This window comes from Rhodanobacter sp. AS-Z3 (assembly GCF_029224025.1).
In the GTDB taxonomy this organism is placed as follows: Bacteria; Pseudomonadota; Gammaproteobacteria; order Xanthomonadales; family Rhodanobacteraceae; genus Rhodanobacter.
In genome coordinates this window covers 3222395-3236586 of record NZ_CP119392.1, presented here as the reverse complement: position 1 = coordinate 3236586, position 14192 = coordinate 3222395, and the positions used below count along the sequence as shown (strand labels likewise).

At 63.2% G+C, this 14192-nt stretch carries 16 protein-coding genes; 8 read left to right on the top strand and 8 right to left on the bottom strand.

The genetic code is table 11. The features are described from left to right. The first annotated feature begins 79 nt into the window (after nt 1-79). Nucleotides 80-457: a DUF423 domain-containing protein gene (locus PY254_RS14480; protein ID WP_281012743.1), complete on the top strand. Its 378-nt coding sequence runs from the start codon at nt 80-82 to the stop codon at nt 455-457. A 15-nt stretch (nt 458-472) separates the two neighbouring features. Here the strand turns inward: PY254_RS14480 and PY254_RS14475 are convergent, their stop codons facing one another. Genes PY254_RS14475 through PY254_RS14460 form a run of 4 tightly spaced genes read right to left on the bottom strand, consistent with a single transcriptional unit; the run spans nt 473 to nt 2740 of the window. Next, a complete protein-coding gene (locus PY254_RS14475) occupies nt 473-1261 on the bottom strand; it encodes a CPBP family intramembrane glutamic endopeptidase (RefSeq protein WP_281012742.1) in 789 nt (262 codons plus the stop codon). 3 nt (nt 1262-1264) lie between these two features. Next, nucleotides 1265-1642 carry a DUF3887 domain-containing protein gene (locus tag PY254_RS14470; RefSeq protein ID WP_281012741.1) on the bottom strand — a complete coding sequence of 126 codons (378 nt, stop codon included), beginning with the start codon at nt 1640-1642 and terminating at the stop codon, nt 1265-1267. A gap of 21 nt (nt 1643-1663) precedes the next feature. Further along, nucleotides 1664-1855: a type II toxin-antitoxin system antitoxin gene (locus PY254_RS14465; RefSeq protein WP_281012740.1), complete on the bottom strand. Its 192-nt coding sequence runs from the start codon at nt 1853-1855 to the stop codon at nt 1664-1666. 9 nt (nt 1856-1864) lie between these two features. Further along, on the bottom strand, nt 1865-2740 hold the full coding sequence (locus PY254_RS14460; protein WP_281012739.1) for an SPFH domain-containing protein: 876 nt from the start codon (nt 2738-2740) through the stop codon (nt 1865-1867). A 127-nt stretch (nt 2741-2867) separates the two neighbouring features. Between PY254_RS14460 and purT the strand changes: the two genes are divergently transcribed. Both purT and PY254_RS14450 read left to right on the top strand, forming a co-directional pair. Then, the gene (purT, locus tag PY254_RS14455) at nt 2868-4049 is read left to right on the top strand and encodes a formate-dependent phosphoribosylglycinamide formyltransferase (RefSeq protein WP_281012738.1); all 1182 of its coding nucleotides are present in this window, start codon (nt 2868-2870) and stop codon (nt 4047-4049) included. A gap of 110 nt (nt 4050-4159) precedes the next feature. After that, a complete protein-coding gene (locus tag PY254_RS14450; protein ID WP_281012737.1) occupies nt 4160-5674 on the top strand; it encodes an FMN-binding glutamate synthase family protein in 1515 nt (504 codons plus the stop codon). A 47-nt stretch (nt 5675-5721) separates the two neighbouring features. On the opposite strand, the gene PY254_RS14445 is transcribed toward PY254_RS14450, so the two are convergent. From PY254_RS14445 to PY254_RS14430, 4 genes are read right to left on the bottom strand one after another with little or no spacing between them, the layout of a single operon-like run. Further along, nucleotides 5722-6429: an arginyltransferase gene (locus PY254_RS14445; RefSeq protein WP_281012736.1), complete on the bottom strand. Its 708-nt coding sequence runs from the start codon at nt 6427-6429 to the stop codon at nt 5722-5724. A 44-nt stretch (nt 6430-6473) separates the two neighbouring features. Further along, on the bottom strand, nt 6474-6866 hold the full coding sequence (locus PY254_RS14440; RefSeq protein WP_281012735.1) for a hypothetical protein: 393 nt from the start codon (nt 6864-6866) through the stop codon (nt 6474-6476). An 18-nt stretch (nt 6867-6884) separates the two neighbouring features. Further along, nucleotides 6885-7751, bottom strand: coding sequence for an acyl-CoA thioesterase (locus PY254_RS14435; protein WP_281012734.1), 867 nt, complete (start codon nt 7749-7751; stop codon nt 6885-6887). 54 nt (nt 7752-7805) lie between these two features. Next, nucleotides 7806-8366 (bottom strand): N-acetylmuramoyl-L-alanine amidase, encoded by a 561-nt coding sequence (locus tag PY254_RS14430; protein WP_281012733.1) that lies wholly within the window; start codon nt 8364-8366, stop codon nt 7806-7808. A gap of 91 nt (nt 8367-8457) precedes the next feature. Between PY254_RS14430 and PY254_RS14425 the strand changes: the two genes are divergently transcribed. The 5 genes from PY254_RS14425 (at nt 8458) to egtD (ending at nt 14164) form a co-directional block, all read left to right on the top strand. Then, nucleotides 8458-8982 (top strand): alpha/beta hydrolase, encoded by a 525-nt coding sequence (locus PY254_RS14425; protein WP_281012732.1) that lies wholly within the window; start codon nt 8458-8460, stop codon nt 8980-8982. Then, nucleotides 8979-11180, top strand: a complete 2202-nt coding sequence (gene rlmKL, locus PY254_RS14420; RefSeq protein WP_281012731.1) for a bifunctional 23S rRNA (guanine(2069)-N(7))-methyltransferase RlmK/23S rRNA (guanine(2445)-N(2))-methyltransferase RlmL — start codon at nt 8979-8981, stop codon at nt 11178-11180. Before PY254_RS14425 ends, rlmKL begins: the two co-directional genes overlap by 4 nt. 62 nt (nt 11181-11242) lie before the next feature. Continuing rightward, nucleotides 11243-11677 (top strand): hypothetical protein, encoded by a 435-nt coding sequence (locus PY254_RS14415; RefSeq protein ID WP_281012730.1) that lies wholly within the window; start codon nt 11243-11245, stop codon nt 11675-11677. A 253-nt stretch (nt 11678-11930) separates the two neighbouring features. Further along, entirely contained in the window at nt 11931-13178 is a 1248-nt protein-coding gene (gene egtB / locus PY254_RS14410) for an ergothioneine biosynthesis protein EgtB (protein ID WP_281012729.1), read from the top strand. After that, on the top strand, nt 13175-14164 hold the full coding sequence (gene egtD, locus PY254_RS14405) for an L-histidine N(alpha)-methyltransferase (protein ID WP_281012728.1): 990 nt from the start codon (nt 13175-13177) through the stop codon (nt 14162-14164). The genes egtB and egtD overlap by 4 nt, the downstream gene beginning before the upstream one ends. Nucleotides 14165-14192: the final 28 nt, after the last annotated feature.

Genomic DNA, 14192 nt, shown 5'->3' with positions numbered 1-14192 from the left:
GAATCCTTGGTCTTCATCGGTTCAAGCATACGACACCGGCATTGCTGCCGCGTTCACCGAGCACGGAAATACCCACGTGATGCAAGAAAAGGTTTCGACGAAAGTTGCTGTTCTGGTGGGTCTGGCGGGCGCCAGCGCCGTGTTGTTGGGCGCGTTCGGCGCACACGCTCTACGCGATGTGCTGGATGCCCGTGCGGCGGAGTTGTGGCATACGGCGGTGAATTACCACGTATGGCACGCACTGGCGCTGGTGTTGACGATTGGCTTTGGGCGTGGCCGCAGTGCGCGGATCGCTACGTGGGCGTTCGCCATCGGCATCGTGCTGTTCAGCGGCAGCCTGTATGCGCTGGCCTTGGGCGCGCCACGCTGGTGCGGCGTGATCACGCCGTTCGGCGGATTGGCGTTTGTCACCGGCTGGATGGCACTGGGCTGGTCGCTACGCAGCCGCAGCGAGTAAGCCGGCGCTCAAGAATCAGCCTGCACCGATTAGCGGTAGCGCCACATGCAAGACCAGGTCGGCGCAAAAATGCGCCAGCATCGCGTGCTCCAGTCCGTATTTCCAGAACAGGCTGCCGGTTACCAGGCCTACCAGCGCATTCAGCAGCACGATGCGGCCGATCACCAGTGGCGTGTGGGCCATGCCCATCGCGAACGCGGCCGGAAGATGGGCGGCGCCGAACAGTAGGGCCGCCAGCACGATGGCGACGATGAACATCCATGGTTTCGCCTGTCGCTGGTTGGTCCATGCCAGCAGCCAGACGAACAGGCTGACCAGAAACAGGCGGCATTCGGTTTCTTCGACGATGCCGCCATAGAACGAAGCCAGTCCACCACGCCATGCCGCGCCGAAAGACGCGTGCGCCGATGTGCCGGTTGGTCCGTGCGAAGCGATCAGATCGATGCTAATGATCAGCAGGGCGACCAGTACTCCAAGTAACGCAGCCAGCCACCAGCGCTGCGGTCGGAAAGATGGACGCGGCTGCCGGTAAACCCACGCGCGCAGCCACGGTGCATCCAGCTGATGGTGTGCGCCGAGGAACAGGCCTAGCCAGCCGAGCAGCCAGCACAACAGGCCGGCCTGCACCGCCTGTGCGCCCAGCGCCACCCATAGCGGCATCGGCAGCAGCGCGAATTTCAGCGGCATCACTGCCAGCAGATACGGGCTCAGCGCCAGTGCGGCGAGCGCGCCTGCCACACCAAGCAGCAGCGCAAGTTTCAGGTGCGGTCCACGCACCGGCAGTTCAGGCGGCGTCATGTTCATGGCTCAATCGAGCGGCTTGATGAAGAAGCCGGCGACCTTGCCGTCGGGATCGCAGACCACGCGCGCATCGACCCGATGAGTGCCGTAGTGCAGCGGGGTGATCACCACGGTATGTCCCTTTACCTCGGAGACCCGGGCCGGGTCGTGCGCACCACGTGCGCCGAACTGCTGTGCGATCGCCGTCCAGATCTTGTTCAGGCGGTCGGCATCAAGCGCTGACTTCATTTGTTCATTGAAGTCTGCCGTGGCGCCGGAATAATCGCCCTTGTCGAGCTGGGCCAGCATCTTGCTGGAGGTTGCCTCGCACGACGGCGCGGCGGCTTGCGCCACGCCGATACCAAGGCCATACACGATGCAGAGTGAAGCGGCGAGCTTGAGCATGAAGTTCTCCGTTCAATGAAATCAATGGTGGTCGTCGTCCGCTACCGGCTCGGCTTTGCCGGACTTCAGGCGGCCGGCCTTGCGCAGCGCTTCGCGCAGCACGTATTCGATCTGCGCGTTGACACTGCGCAACTCGTCGTCGGACCAGCGCTGCATGGCATCCAGCACGGCAGCGCTGATACGCAGGGGGTACGCTTTTTTTTCAACGGCCATCTGCTGCGATCAGTACAGCGTGCCGGTGTTGAGCACCGGCTGGGTGCCGCGTTCGCCACACAACACCACCAGCAGGTTGCTGACCATGGCTGCCTTGCGTTCCTCATCCAGGTTCACCACGCCGCGCTGGCTGAGTTGCGCCAGCGCCATTTCGACCATGCTTACCGCACCTTCGACAATCTTGGTACGGGCGGCGATGATGGCGCCGGCTTGCTGCCGCTGCAGCATGGCCTGGGCAATTTCCTGGGCGTAGGCGAGGTGGCTGATGCGCGCCTCCACCACCTGCACCCCGGCCTTGCCGAGTCGTGTCTGGATTTCATCACGCAGGTGCGAATTGATGATGTCGCCATGGCTGCGCAGCGAGGGCTGACCGTCATCGTGTGCATCGTAGGGATAGCTCTGTGCCATCTGGCGCAGTGCCGATTCGCTCTGGATGTGCACGTAGTTCTCATAGTCGTCGACGCAGAACACAGCCTCGGCAGTATCCAGCACCTGCCACACCACCACCGCGCCGATCTCGATCGGATTGCCGTCGTTGTCGTTGACCTTCAGCTTGCCACTTTCAAAATTGCGCACGCGCAGCGAGATGCGCTGGCGGCTGAAGAACGGGTTGGTCCAGCGCAGGCCTTCGTGGCGCACGGTGCCGGCGTACTTGCCGAACAACTGCAGCACCTGACCTTCGTTTGGTGCCACCTGGAAGAAGCCCTTGAGCAGGAAGGCGTCAATCGTCACCAGGATCACGCCGGCGAATAGCTGGGCCAGCGGTGGCGCGTCCGGTTGACCGTGAATCGCGGTGATCACCAGCCCAACGCCGATCGCGGCGAGCACCAGGCAAAACCCGACGAAAGGAATGCCGGCAAACGAAAAGCCATTGTGTTCATTCATGAGGATTCTCCCTGAGGTGCCGAAATTAGATATCAAAATGATATCTAACGCAAGAGGTCTTCCGGCAGGCTGCTTCGCACCTTGTCAAGCCGCATACAATCGCGGTTTGCCTGTTCTGGAGAACTCGATGAAGCCCTTCGGTACACCTCATTCCGAGCGCGCCTTGCGCGTCCTGCTGCTTGGTGCCGGCGAGCTGGGCAAGGAAGTGGCGATCGAGTTGCAGCGCTATGCGGTCGAAGTGATTGCGGTGGATCGCTACGCCAATGCGCCGGGCATGCAGGTGGCCCATCGCAGTCATGTCATCGACATGCTGGACGGCGACGCGCTGCGCGCGGTGATCGAACTGGAGCGGCCTGATCTGGTGGTGCCGGAAATCGAGGCGATCCACACGCCGACCCTGATCGAACTGGAGAAGGCCGGGCAGCGGGTGATTCCCACGGCGCGCGCGGCGTGGCTGACGATGGACCGCGAAGGTATTCGTCGCTTGGCGGCAGAGGAACTGGAGCTGCCGACCTCACCCTATCGTTTTTGCGATGACGAAACGCAGTACCGGGAGGCGGCTGCGCTGATCGGCTATCCATTCGTGATCAAGCCGGTGATGAGTTCGTCCGGCAAGGGCCAGAGCGTGGTGCGCAGCGACGACGAACTGCAGCAGGCATGGGATTACGCGCAATCGGGCGGCCGTGCAGGCAAGGGCCGGGTGATCGTCGAGGGCTTCGTCGATTTCGACTACGAGATCACCATGCTCACCGTACAGCATGCGGGTGGCGTGAGCTTCTGCGCGCCGATCGGTCATCGCCAGGAAGAAGGTGACTACCGCGAATCCTGGCAGCCGCAGCCGATGAGCGAAGCGGCGCTGAGCGAGGCGCAGCGGCAGGCCGCAGCGGTCACGGGCGCGCTCGGCGGCTGGGGCGTGTTTGGTGTGGAGTTTTTCGTCAAGGGGGATCAGGTGATCTTCTCCGAGGTCAGCCCGCGGCCGCACGACACCGGGCTGGTTACGCTGATCTCGCAGGAATTCTCCGAATTCGCGCTGCATGTACGGGCGATTCTCGGCCTGCCGATTCCAGTGATCCATCAATACGGGCCGTCTGCCTCGTGCGCGGTGCTGGTCGAAGGCGACGGCGCCGGTCCGCTCTACCACGGTGTGGCTGCCGCGCTGGCCGAGCCAGACACGCAGTTGCGCATCTTCGGCAAACCGGCGGTGAAAGGGCGTCGGCGCATGGCGGTGACGCTGGCACGTGCTGACACGCTGGATGAGGCGGTGGCCAAGTCGGTGCGTGCGGCCGGGAAATTACGCATCGAGCTGTGATCGAGGGGCATCCGGCAACCTGATGCGATAGGCTTTGCCGTATCGACGACGATGATTGAGTCGGGACCGCTCGCTGCCGACGGCGAGCTATTGATCGGGGAGAGGCAAGGATGGAATCAGGTGGATTCGCGCATTGGCTGATCGTGCTGGTGGAAGTGGTCACCACGTTTGCGCTGTTGGCGCTCGCGCTGGCGGTGGTGGTGCTGCTGGCGACCTGGGTGGTTGACCGCAACCAGACCGGCAACGCGGTGTTGCGCAACTTCCCGGTGATCGGACACTTCCGTTACTGGTTTCTGCATCTTGGCGAGTTCTTTCGTCAGTATCTCTATTCCAGCGATCGCGAGGAAATGCCGTTCAATCGCGCCCAGCGCACCTGGGTGTATCGCGCGGCGAAGAACGTGGACAACACCAACGCGTTCGGCTCCAGTCGCGATCTGCGTGCTGAAGGCGTGCCGTTCTTCGTCAATGCGCCGTTCCCGGATCTGGGCACCGATCACGTCGAGCCGGTGCCGGTGACGATCGGGCCGTATGCGCGCCAGCCCTACAGCCACGCCGCATTCTTCAATATTTCGGCAATGAGCTTCGGTGCGTTGTCGGCACCCGCGGTACGCGCGCTGTCGCGCGGCGCGGCCAAGGCCGGTATATGGATGGATACCGGCGAAGGTGGGCTGGCGCCGTATCACCTGGAGGGCGGCTGCGACATCATTTTCGAGATCGGCACGGCCAAGTACGGTGTGCGCACGCCGGACGGCAAGCTGGACGACGACAAGCTGCTGGCGATTTGCGCGCACCAGCAGGTGAAGATGGTCAGCATCAAACTGGGTCAGGGTGCCAAGCCCGGCATGGGCGGCCTGCTGCCGGGTGCAAAAGTCACCGCCGAGATCGCGGCTATTCGCGGTATTCCGGTGGGCGAGGATTCGCAGAGTCCGAACCGTCACCTGGACATTGCCAACGTGTCGCAATTGATGGACAGCATCACGCATATTCGCGAGCTGACCGGCAAGCCAGTCGGCTTCAAGGCGGTGCTCGGCGGAGCGGAATGGATTGGCGAGCTGTGCGACGAAGTGCATCGACGCGGCATCGAGAGTGCGCCGGATTTCATCATTGTCGACGGCTCCGAAGGTGGCACCGGTGCGGCGCCACAGACGCTGATGGAAGGCGTGGGTCTGCCCTTGCATGAGGCGCTGCCGGCGCTGATCGACATGCTGATCGTCAAGGGTTTGCGCGAACGAACCAAGGTGATCTGTTCGGGCAAGTGCATCACCGCCTATGACGTGGCGTGGGCGTTGTCGATCGGTGCCGACTTCGTCAACTCGGCACGCGGCTTCATGCTCGCGTTGGGCTGCATCCAGTCATTGCAGTGCAATCGCAACACCTGTCCCACCGGCATCACCACGCAGAACCCGAAACTGCAGCGCGGCCTGGTGGTCACCGACAAGACCGAGCGGGTGTTCCACTACGCAAAGAACGTGATGCACGAAGTCGGCATCATTGCGCACAGTTGCGGCGTCAGCGAACCGCGACAGCTCAATCGCCGACATTGCCGCGTGGTTGGCGATGACGGCTTGTCGATTCCGCTGGAGAAGTTGTATCCGTATCCGCAGCGGGAGCAGTCAGCGCAGTAGGCAGACTCTGCGGCGAAGCTGATGCAACACGGCGGGCCGTGCCCGCCTTACGGCATCGTGGTCCAGCCCGTTGACGTGCGAATCTGCAGCGGCTTGAAGCGACGCTTGTAGTCCATCTTCGGATGGCCGTCGATCCAGAAGCCGAGGTACAACCACGGGATGCCACGGCGCCGCGCCAGTTCCACCTGCTGCAGGATCGCAAACGTGCCAAGGCTGCGCGCGGCCTCGTCCGGATCGAAGAAGGTATAGACGGCCGAAACCGCATTGAGGCAGACATCGGTGACGGCGACGCCAAGCAGACGCTCGCCGACGCGCAGCTCCATGAACACGGTGGGGCTCCACGGTGCGGTGAGGAAGCGGCGGAAGTCGCTTGCTTCGGCGTCATCCATGCCGCCACCGGCATGCCGGTTGTGCAGATAACGCTCGTAGAGTGCGTGACGTTCGCGGTTGTAGCCGGGGAGGCATTCGCTGATGACCACGTCGGCATTGCGTTTCAGGCAGCGGCGCTGACTGCGGTCGGGCTGGAAGTTTTCCACGTCGATGCGGCACGGCGTACAGGCACGGCAGCTGGCGCAGTTCGGGAAATACAGGTGGCCACCGGCGCGGCGAAAGCCGCGCTCCAGTGCCGGGCCGTAGAGTTGATCGAGGTTCGGCGCAGCCGGATCAAGCACCAGGTTCTGCGCCGTACGGTCGTCGTAATAGCCGCAGGCGTGGGGCAGCGTCTGGAACAGTCGGACGGGATCGGATCGGCGCATGCCCTGATTCTATGCCGCTGCTGCCGGCATCGCACGCGGATGAATCAGATCACATGCAGATCGCGCAGCATGGCCATCGCCGCCACACCGAGCACGACCAGCAGCACGATACGGCGAACGCGGGCCACCGTAAGGGCGCGCCGGTCGGTGCTGCCGGGGTTGCGCGCGGCCGCCAGTTCTTCGCCGTAGCGAATCACCGGCTCAATGCCGATGTCGCGTAGCAGGGTGCGGGCGCGGGTGTAGTCGTCGGCGCTGGTAATCCATACCTGCGGCCAACTGGAGCGGTCATCCTTGCGCTGCGTGTAACTGAAACGCTGCCACGTTGAGCGGTTGTAGTTGGAGCGATTGGACACGGTGGCCCCGATGCCGTGTTCGGCCATCAAGGCCACCACGGTATCGATGTTCTGTTCGCGAGGGGAGGTATAGATCTGGCGCATGGGCGGGAGTCTACGCGATCAGTCGTTGCGCACGCGGATCAGGCCTTCCTGCGCGGTGGAGGCAATCAAGCGCCCGTCGCGGCTGAAAATCTGCCCGCGTGCCAGCCCGCGGCCGCCCTGCGCGGTGGGGCTGTCGAACGTGTACAGCAACCATTCGTCGACGCGGAACGGACGGTGGAACCACAGCGCGTGGTCGAGGCTCGCCATCTGCACGTTGTGGGTCATGTACGAAATGCCGTGGGGCAGGGTGGCGGTGCCGATCAGGTGGAAGTCCGAGGCATACGCCAGCAACGTGCGATGCAGCACGGCGGAGTCGTCGATCGGCGAAGTCAGCCGGAACCAGATGTGCTGGATCGGCGGACGCTTCACCGGGTGCATTTCGTCGCGCGGCCATACCTGACGGAACTCGAACGGGCCATCGATGCCCAGCCAGCGCTGCAGTTTCACCGGCAGGCGCGAGAGTTCGTCCGGCGGCAGCGGTGGCTGGGGCGCGATGTCTTCCGGCGCCGGCACTTCGGGCATGCTGGTCTGGTGCTCGACGCCGACTTCCGGCACCTGGAACGACACCGAACCGTTCAAAATCGGCTGGCCATGCTGGATCGCCACCACCCGGCGCGAAGAGAACGTGCCGCCATCACGCGTACGTTCGACGTTGTAAACAATCGGCGCACGAATATCGCCGGCGCGCAGAAAGTAGGCGTGCAACGAATGCGCTTCGCGAGCCGGATCGACCGTCTGCTGGGCGGCCGACAGAGCTTGCCCGAGCACCTGACCACCAAACACGAAACGGGTGCCGATGTCGCGACTCTGACCGCGGAACAGGTTGTCTTCCAGTCGCTCAAGCTGCAGCAGCTCGACCAGTTCGGTAACGTGGTTGGGTGACATGGAATCAGGCTCGACAGGGGCGAAGCCGCCGATTATAGCCGGCGGTGGCGTGGCTTACGGGGGCAGCAGGCGGTGCAGCCCGAGCCCGTCGAGCACGTCGGCCCACGGAAACAGCGGGCCGGGGTCGAGTTTGCGATGGATCTGCACGCTGGCGTCGTCGCTGGCTGGCATCAGCGCGGTATCGAGTTCTTCATGTCCGGCGATGTGCTGCAGGTTCGGGAACGCACGGCACAATTCGGCCAGCAAGGCGCGCAGCGCGGTGATCTGGGCGTCGGTGTAGGGCTCGGTCATCTGCTGATGGCGTGAATCCCACCAGTCCGGGTAACGCCCCAGGTTGACCAGTTCGATGCCGATGGATGCCGGGTTGTACCCGCGCACATGGTTGGCCACGCGCGTGCCGGGTACGTAGCGGAACACCGCGCCATCGCGGTCAACGTAGTAATGCCCACTGTTCCCGGCACCACTGGGATGCAGCACGCGTTCGCCATACTCGCGTGCGGTGGCCATATCCGGCAGTTCGGTACAGTGGATCACCACCAGTTGGACCGCCGAAGCAGCACGTTCGGGCAGCAGGTCGATGTAGGGCAGCGGTTGTTCGTGAATGGTCAGGCTCATTCGGGCAGTCTCGCATGCGCCGGAGCCGCGGTGGAAACGCCGCCTGTTACCATGCACGCCTTGCTTTCAGCGTATTTTCATGGAGACCGCCATGCGCGGCCAGATCATTCTTTCGCATGGCTCGGATACCGGGCCGGACGCGACCAAGATCAGCCAGTTGGCCGCGCAGGCGGAAGGGCTGGGCTGGCGCACGCAACGGCCGGACTATCGCAGCGATGACAGCCGCGGCCACGCCGACTCGGTGGCACCCCGGATTGCCCGCCTGCGTGCCACCATCGAGGCGCTGGATGCACCGCCGCTGCTGGTCGGCTCCAGCATGGGCGCGTTTGTTTCCGGACTGGTCTCGCTGGAGGTGCCGGTGGCCGGTTTGCTGCTGCTGGCTACGCCGAGCGAAATTCCCGGCTACTCGCGTCGCTTCGACCTGCGTACCCAAGGCACCGCCTTGTTGATCCACGGCTGGCGCGACGAAGTCTGCCCGCTGGCCGGCATGCATGCCTTCGCCGCGCGCCATCGGCTGCCGCTGCTGGTGCTGGATGACGACCATCGACTGGGTGCGAGCATGGCCATGATCAGCGCACAGTTCCATCACTGGCTCCATCAGGAGGCCGCCGCATGAGCACCTCGACCTCCCGTTCGTTCTTCGCCACCTGCCCGAAAGGCATGGAATATCTGCTGCGCGACGAATTGGTGGCCATTGGCGCCAGCGACGTGCGCGAGGCGCTGGCTGGCGCACATTTCTCCGGCACGCTGGAAACGGCCTACAAGGCCTGCTTGTGGTCGCGTCTGGCCAGCCGGATTCTGCTGCCGCTGGCCGAGTTCGATGCGGCTGACGACGACGCGCTGTATCGCGGCGTGCAGGATATCGACTGGAGCCAGCATCTGGCGGCGCACGCCACGTTCGCGGTGGATGCCGGCACCGCGATGAGCAAGCTCACCCACAGCCAGTTCATTGGCCTGCGCACCAAGGACGCGGTGGTCGACCAGTTCCGCCAGCGCGATGGCTCACGTCCGGGCATCGATACCGACGAGCCGGACATCCGCATCAACCTGCGCCTGCGCCGTGACCGCGCCACCGTGTCGCTGGATCTGGCCGGCAAGCCGTTGCATCGGCGCGGCTGGCGCGAGGAGCAGGGCGAGGCACCGCTGAAGGAAAACCTCGCCGCCGCGATGCTGTTGCGTGGGCGCTGGCCGGAGGTTTACGCCGCTGGCGGCGCGCTGCTCGATCCGATGTGTGGCTCGGGCACGCTGCTGATTGAAGGTGCGTTGATGGCGGCCGATGTGGCGCCGGGCTTGCGTCGCGAATATTTCGGCTTCCTCGGCTGGCAGCAACACGACATCGCGTCGTGGCGTGGCTTGCTGGACGAGGCGACCGTGCGTGCCGAAACCGGCCTGCGCGCGCTGCGCAGCGCGTTCTTCGGCAGCGACGCCGATCCACGCATGGTACAGACGGCCAAACGCAACGCGCAGGAAGCCGGCGTGTCTGGATTCTTCACCCTGGACAAGCAGGACATGACCCGCGCGGCCCCGCCGCCGGGTATCGAGAGTGGCCTGGTGATCACCAATCCGCCGTATGGCGAGCGACTGGGTGAACGTGCCGAAATGCCGCAGCTGTATCGTGCGCTGGGCGACACCTTGCGCGAACGTTTCAGTGGCTGGCGCGCAGCGGTACTGGCCGGTGACGTGGAGCTGGGTCGGGCGATGCAGCTGCATGCAGAAAAGCGTTACGCGCTGTACAACGGCGCACTGGAAACCGTGCTGCTGACTTTTGATCTGAAACCGCGCGACGAGGCGCCACGCGAGCTGAAGCCATTGTCAGCCGGCGCGCAGATGTTGAAGAACCGGCTGGAAAAGAACGTCAGGCACCTGCGCAAGCGACTCACCCGTGAGGGCATCCATTGCTGGCGTGCCTACGATCAGGACTTGCCGGAATACGCCGCTGCCATTGACGTCTATGGCGACACCCATGGTGACGACCACCTGCACATCCAGGAGTACCGCGCACCGGCGGATGTGCCCGCCGACGTGGCGCGTTTGCGCATGCGCGAGATCGCTCGCGTTGCCGGTGAAGTGCTGGGCGTGCCGCGTGAGCGCATCGCGCTGAAAACCCGTGAGCGCGGCAAGGGTGGTTCGAAATACGGTCAGATGGATCAGCGCAACGAGTTCATCGAGGTGGATGAGGATGGGCTGAAGTTGCTGGTCAACCTTACCGATTATCTCGATACCGGCCTGTTCCTCGATCATCGCTTGGTGCGCGGCAAGGTGCGCGAACTGGCCGAGGGTCGTTGCTTCCTTAACCTGTTTGCCTATACCGCCACTGCCAGCGTGCATGCGGCGGCCGGTGGTGCGCTGGAAACCACCAGCGTTGATCTGTCGGCCACCTATCTGGAGTGGGCGTCGCGCAATCTGGCGTTGAATGGTTACAGCGGCTCCAGTCATCGGCTGATGCAGTTCGACGCGCTGGAGTTCCTGCAGCGTGATCGCGGCCATTACGGTTTGATTTTCGTCGACCCGCCGACCTTCTCCAACTCCAAGCGCGCAGAAGATTTCGATGTGCAGCGCGACCATGTAAAGCTGCTCGAAGCGTGCAATGAACGACTGACGCGAGACGGCGTGATCGTGTTCTCCAACAACTTCCGTCGTTTCAAGCTGGATCGTGAAGCGCTGGAAACACATTTCGAAATCGAGGATTGGAGTGCACCAAGCATTCCGTTTGACTTCGCTCGGCGAACCGATATCCACGGCTGTTGGTTGCTGCGTCGACGCAAGGCGGATCCGGGGATAAACCCTTGGGATACGGCGCGCATAAAAAAGTGAACCCTTCAGTTCACATTAAGCGTAATCCGACGAGCATCCACCTCGTACAATGGAGAACGGACATGACTCGACGTTTCAGTGGTGCGGGCAAGTTGGCAGTCATTGGTTTGGCAGTCGCGGCGGCGGTAGCAATGCCGCTGAGTGCGTCAGCGCGTGGCCATGATTACCATCGCGGTGGTGGTTACCACAGCAGTTACGATCGCGGCTATTACGGCGGTCAGCGCGGTGGCTATTACGGGCATGGCGGTCACTGGAGTGGCGGTCGCTGGATTGCCGGTGCCATTGTTGCTGGCGCGGTCATCGGCCTGGTCGACAGCGCGATGCGCCCGGCGCCGGTGTATTACGGTGCCCCGGCTTACCGCGAGCAGCGGACCGTGGTTTATCGCGACGTTCCCGTCGTGCGCCGCCGCGTGGTGGAAACTCGCACCGTGGTTTACGACGACGGTTACCAGACGCGCTACGTCCGCGATGACGGTTACGATGGTGACGACGATTGATCGCATCGCTCGATGAGAACGCTTGAACAAAGGGCCCGGTCACTCCGGGCCCTTTGCTTTCCGGACGTGTTCCCATGGCGATGGACTGCTGCCTTGCCGGGCTGCGTCAGCCATCATGAGCGTTGACGGTCGTATGGTCACAAGAAATAAACGGCTGGCCCGGCATGCTGGCGGGTATGCCATCCATCAAGTACACGATAGTCAGGTCTGCCGTTGCGAGTGTCGATCAGGCCCAGCGCCGGAGCTGCGCTTGATGGCTATCAACGCGTCGACCGCTGAGGATCTCGGCACCCGATTCCTGCGGGTGCGACAGCGCACGCTTGTACTTTGCGCCAGCCTCACGGCCGAGGATCTCCAGTTGCAGTCGATGCCCGATGCCAGTCCCGGCAAATGGCATCTGGCGCACACCACGTGGTTCTTTGAACAGTTCGTGCTGGGGCACGATCCGCACTATCGGCCACGCGATGCGGAGTGGAACTATTTGTTCAATTCCTACTATCAGTCGGTCGGGCCGATGCATGCGCGGCCGCAGCGCGGCTTGCTGTCGCGGCCGTCGCTCGATGAGGTGCGCGACTACCGGCAGCGGATCGACGATCGGGTGGCGAACCTGCTGATGCACAGCGACGATGCCGAACTGGCCACGTTGGTCGAACTGGGTCTGCACCACGAACAGCAACACCAAGAGTTGCTGCTCACCGATATCAAACATGCGTTCTGGTGCAACCCGTTGCGGCCAGGCTATCGCGCGCCGCTGGCATTCGAAGCGACGGCGAGCGTGGTACCTCTTCGCTTCATTGATGGTGGCGAAGGTATTGTGGAGATCGGCCATCGCGGCGACGGGTTTGCGTTCGACAACGAAACGCCACGCTATCGCACGCTGTTGCAGCCGCATGCGCTGGCCAATCGTCTGGTAACCAACGGTGAGTACCTCGCCTTCGTGCGCGAGGGTGGTTACCGCGAGCCGGCGTTATGGTTGTCCGAGGGCTGGGCCACAGTGCAGCGTGAAGGTTGGCAGCACCCGATCTATTGGCAGGATGACCTGGCCAGCGAATTCATGCTGGCCGGCATGCGGGAAATCGATCTGCAGGAACCGGTCTGCCATCTGAGTTATTTCGAGGCCGAGGCATTCGCCCGCTGGGCGGGTGCACGGCTGCCAACCGAGGCTGAATGGGAGTCGGCCGCGCAAGGCCTGCCGGTGATCGGCAACCTGCAGCAGCAGGATCGTTTTCAGCCGTTGGCGGCCGCTGCGGGTGAGGGCTTGTTGCAGATGTTCGGCGACGTATGGGAGTGGACTTCATCGCCGTACGTCAGCTATCCGGGCTTTCGCCCGTTGCCTGGTGCGCTGGGCGAATACAACGGCAAATTCATGTGCGGTCAGTGGGTGTTGCGTGGCGGCTCGTGCGTCACGCCAGGCGATCATCTGCGTGCCACGTACCGCAACTTCTTTCCGCCTCACGCCCGCTGGCAATTTGCCGGGCTGCGACTGGGACAAGATCGATGAGTAGTGTGCAACCTTGCGGTACCAGTGACGATGATCGTCGCCCACCGTTGAACGACATTCTGTCCATCGTTCGACGCGGCCTCGCAATCGAGCCGAAGCGGCTGCCGTCCTGGCTGTTTTACGACGCGCGTGGCTCGGCTTTGTTCGAACAAATCTGCGAGCAACCGGAGTACTACCTCACGCGTTGCGAAGTTGCCCTGATGGAGCAGCACGCCGGCAGTATCGCGGACAGTCTGGGTAGTGAAGTGCGGCTGGTTGAATACGGCAGTGGCAGTGGCCTGAAAACGCGGATGCTGCTGCGCCAGATGGATCGGCCAGTGGCCTACGTGCCGGTCGAGATTTCAGCCACTCCGCTGAGCCAGAGCATGCGACGGCTGGCCGAGGAATTTCCGGCGTTGACGTTGCAACCCCTGTGTGCGGACTTCAGCAAACCGCTGCGATTGCCGATTCCGCCATGCGCCCCGCGGCGAACCGTGTTGTATTTTCCCGGCTCCACTATCGGCAATTTCGAGGCGGGCGACGCGGTGAAGCTGTTGCGCAAGATGCGTAACGAAATGGGCGATGCCGGCGGCATCCTGGTCGGTGTCGATCTGAAAAAAGACGTGACGCGAATCGAAGCGGCGTATAACGACCGTGCCGGCGTCACGGCCGAGTTCACCCTCAACATGCTGGCACGACTCAATCGTGAGATTGGCAGTGATTTCAACCTGTCAGCTTTCCGCCATCGCGCGCGTTACAACCCGATGGCAGGTCGCATCGAAACGCATCTGGTCAGTCAGGCCGAGCAGCAGGTGAAGGTCGGCAGCAGCAGGGTCAACTTCCGCAGCGACGAGGTTATCCAGGTGGAATACAGCTGCAAGTATTCGCTGGAGGATTTTGCTGCGCTGGCCGCCAAGGCCGGTCTCGCCGTGATGCGCAGCTGGACCGACCCGCAGCAGATGTTCTCCGTGCAATACCTGGTGCGCACCAGCGCGGTGGCGCGCTGAGCGGAAACGGGCCGGCGTTGCGCCGGCC

What these genes read in the sequence shown, in the direction of transcription:
- PY254_RS14480 (WP_281012743.1), top strand. Translation starts at nt 80, where the DNA reads ATGCAAGAAAAGGTTTCGACGAAAGTTGCTGTTCTGGTGGGTCTGGCG.
- PY254_RS14475 (WP_281012742.1), bottom strand. Translation starts at nt 1,261, where the DNA reads ATGAACATGACGCCGCCTGAACTGCCGGTGCGTGGACCGCACCTGAAA.
- PY254_RS14470 (WP_281012741.1), bottom strand. Translation starts at nt 1,642, where the DNA reads ATGCTCAAGCTCGCCGCTTCACTCTGCATCGTGTATGGCCTTGGTATC.
- PY254_RS14465 (WP_281012740.1), bottom strand. Translation starts at nt 1,855, where the DNA reads ATGGCCGTTGAAAAAAAAGCGTACCCCCTGCGTATCAGCGCTGCCGTG.
- PY254_RS14460 (WP_281012739.1), bottom strand. Translation starts at nt 2,740, where the DNA reads ATGAATGAACACAATGGCTTTTCGTTTGCCGGCATTCCTTTCGTCGGG.
- purT (WP_281012738.1), top strand. Translation starts at nt 2,868, where the DNA reads ATGAAGCCCTTCGGTACACCTCATTCCGAGCGCGCCTTGCGCGTCCTG.
- PY254_RS14450 (WP_281012737.1), top strand. Translation starts at nt 4,160, where the DNA reads ATGGAATCAGGTGGATTCGCGCATTGGCTGATCGTGCTGGTGGAAGTG.
- PY254_RS14445 (WP_281012736.1), bottom strand. Translation starts at nt 6,429, where the DNA reads ATGCGCCGATCCGATCCCGTCCGACTGTTCCAGACGCTGCCCCACGCC.
- PY254_RS14440 (WP_281012735.1), bottom strand. Translation starts at nt 6,866, where the DNA reads ATGCGCCAGATCTATACCTCCCCTCGCGAACAGAACATCGATACCGTG.
- PY254_RS14435 (WP_281012734.1), bottom strand. Translation starts at nt 7,751, where the DNA reads ATGTCACCCAACCACGTTACCGAACTGGTCGAGCTGCTGCAGCTTGAG.
- PY254_RS14430 (WP_281012733.1), bottom strand. Translation starts at nt 8,366, where the DNA reads ATGAGCCTGACCATTCACGAACAACCGCTGCCCTACATCGACCTGCTG.
- PY254_RS14425 (WP_281012732.1), top strand. Translation starts at nt 8,458, where the DNA reads ATGCGCGGCCAGATCATTCTTTCGCATGGCTCGGATACCGGGCCGGAC.
- rlmKL (WP_281012731.1), top strand. Translation starts at nt 8,979, where the DNA reads ATGAGCACCTCGACCTCCCGTTCGTTCTTCGCCACCTGCCCGAAAGGC.
- PY254_RS14415 (WP_281012730.1), top strand. Translation starts at nt 11,243, where the DNA reads ATGACTCGACGTTTCAGTGGTGCGGGCAAGTTGGCAGTCATTGGTTTG.
- egtB (WP_281012729.1), top strand. Translation starts at nt 11,931, where the DNA reads ATGGCTATCAACGCGTCGACCGCTGAGGATCTCGGCACCCGATTCCTG.
- egtD (WP_281012728.1), top strand. Translation starts at nt 13,175, where the DNA reads ATGAGTAGTGTGCAACCTTGCGGTACCAGTGACGATGATCGTCGCCCA.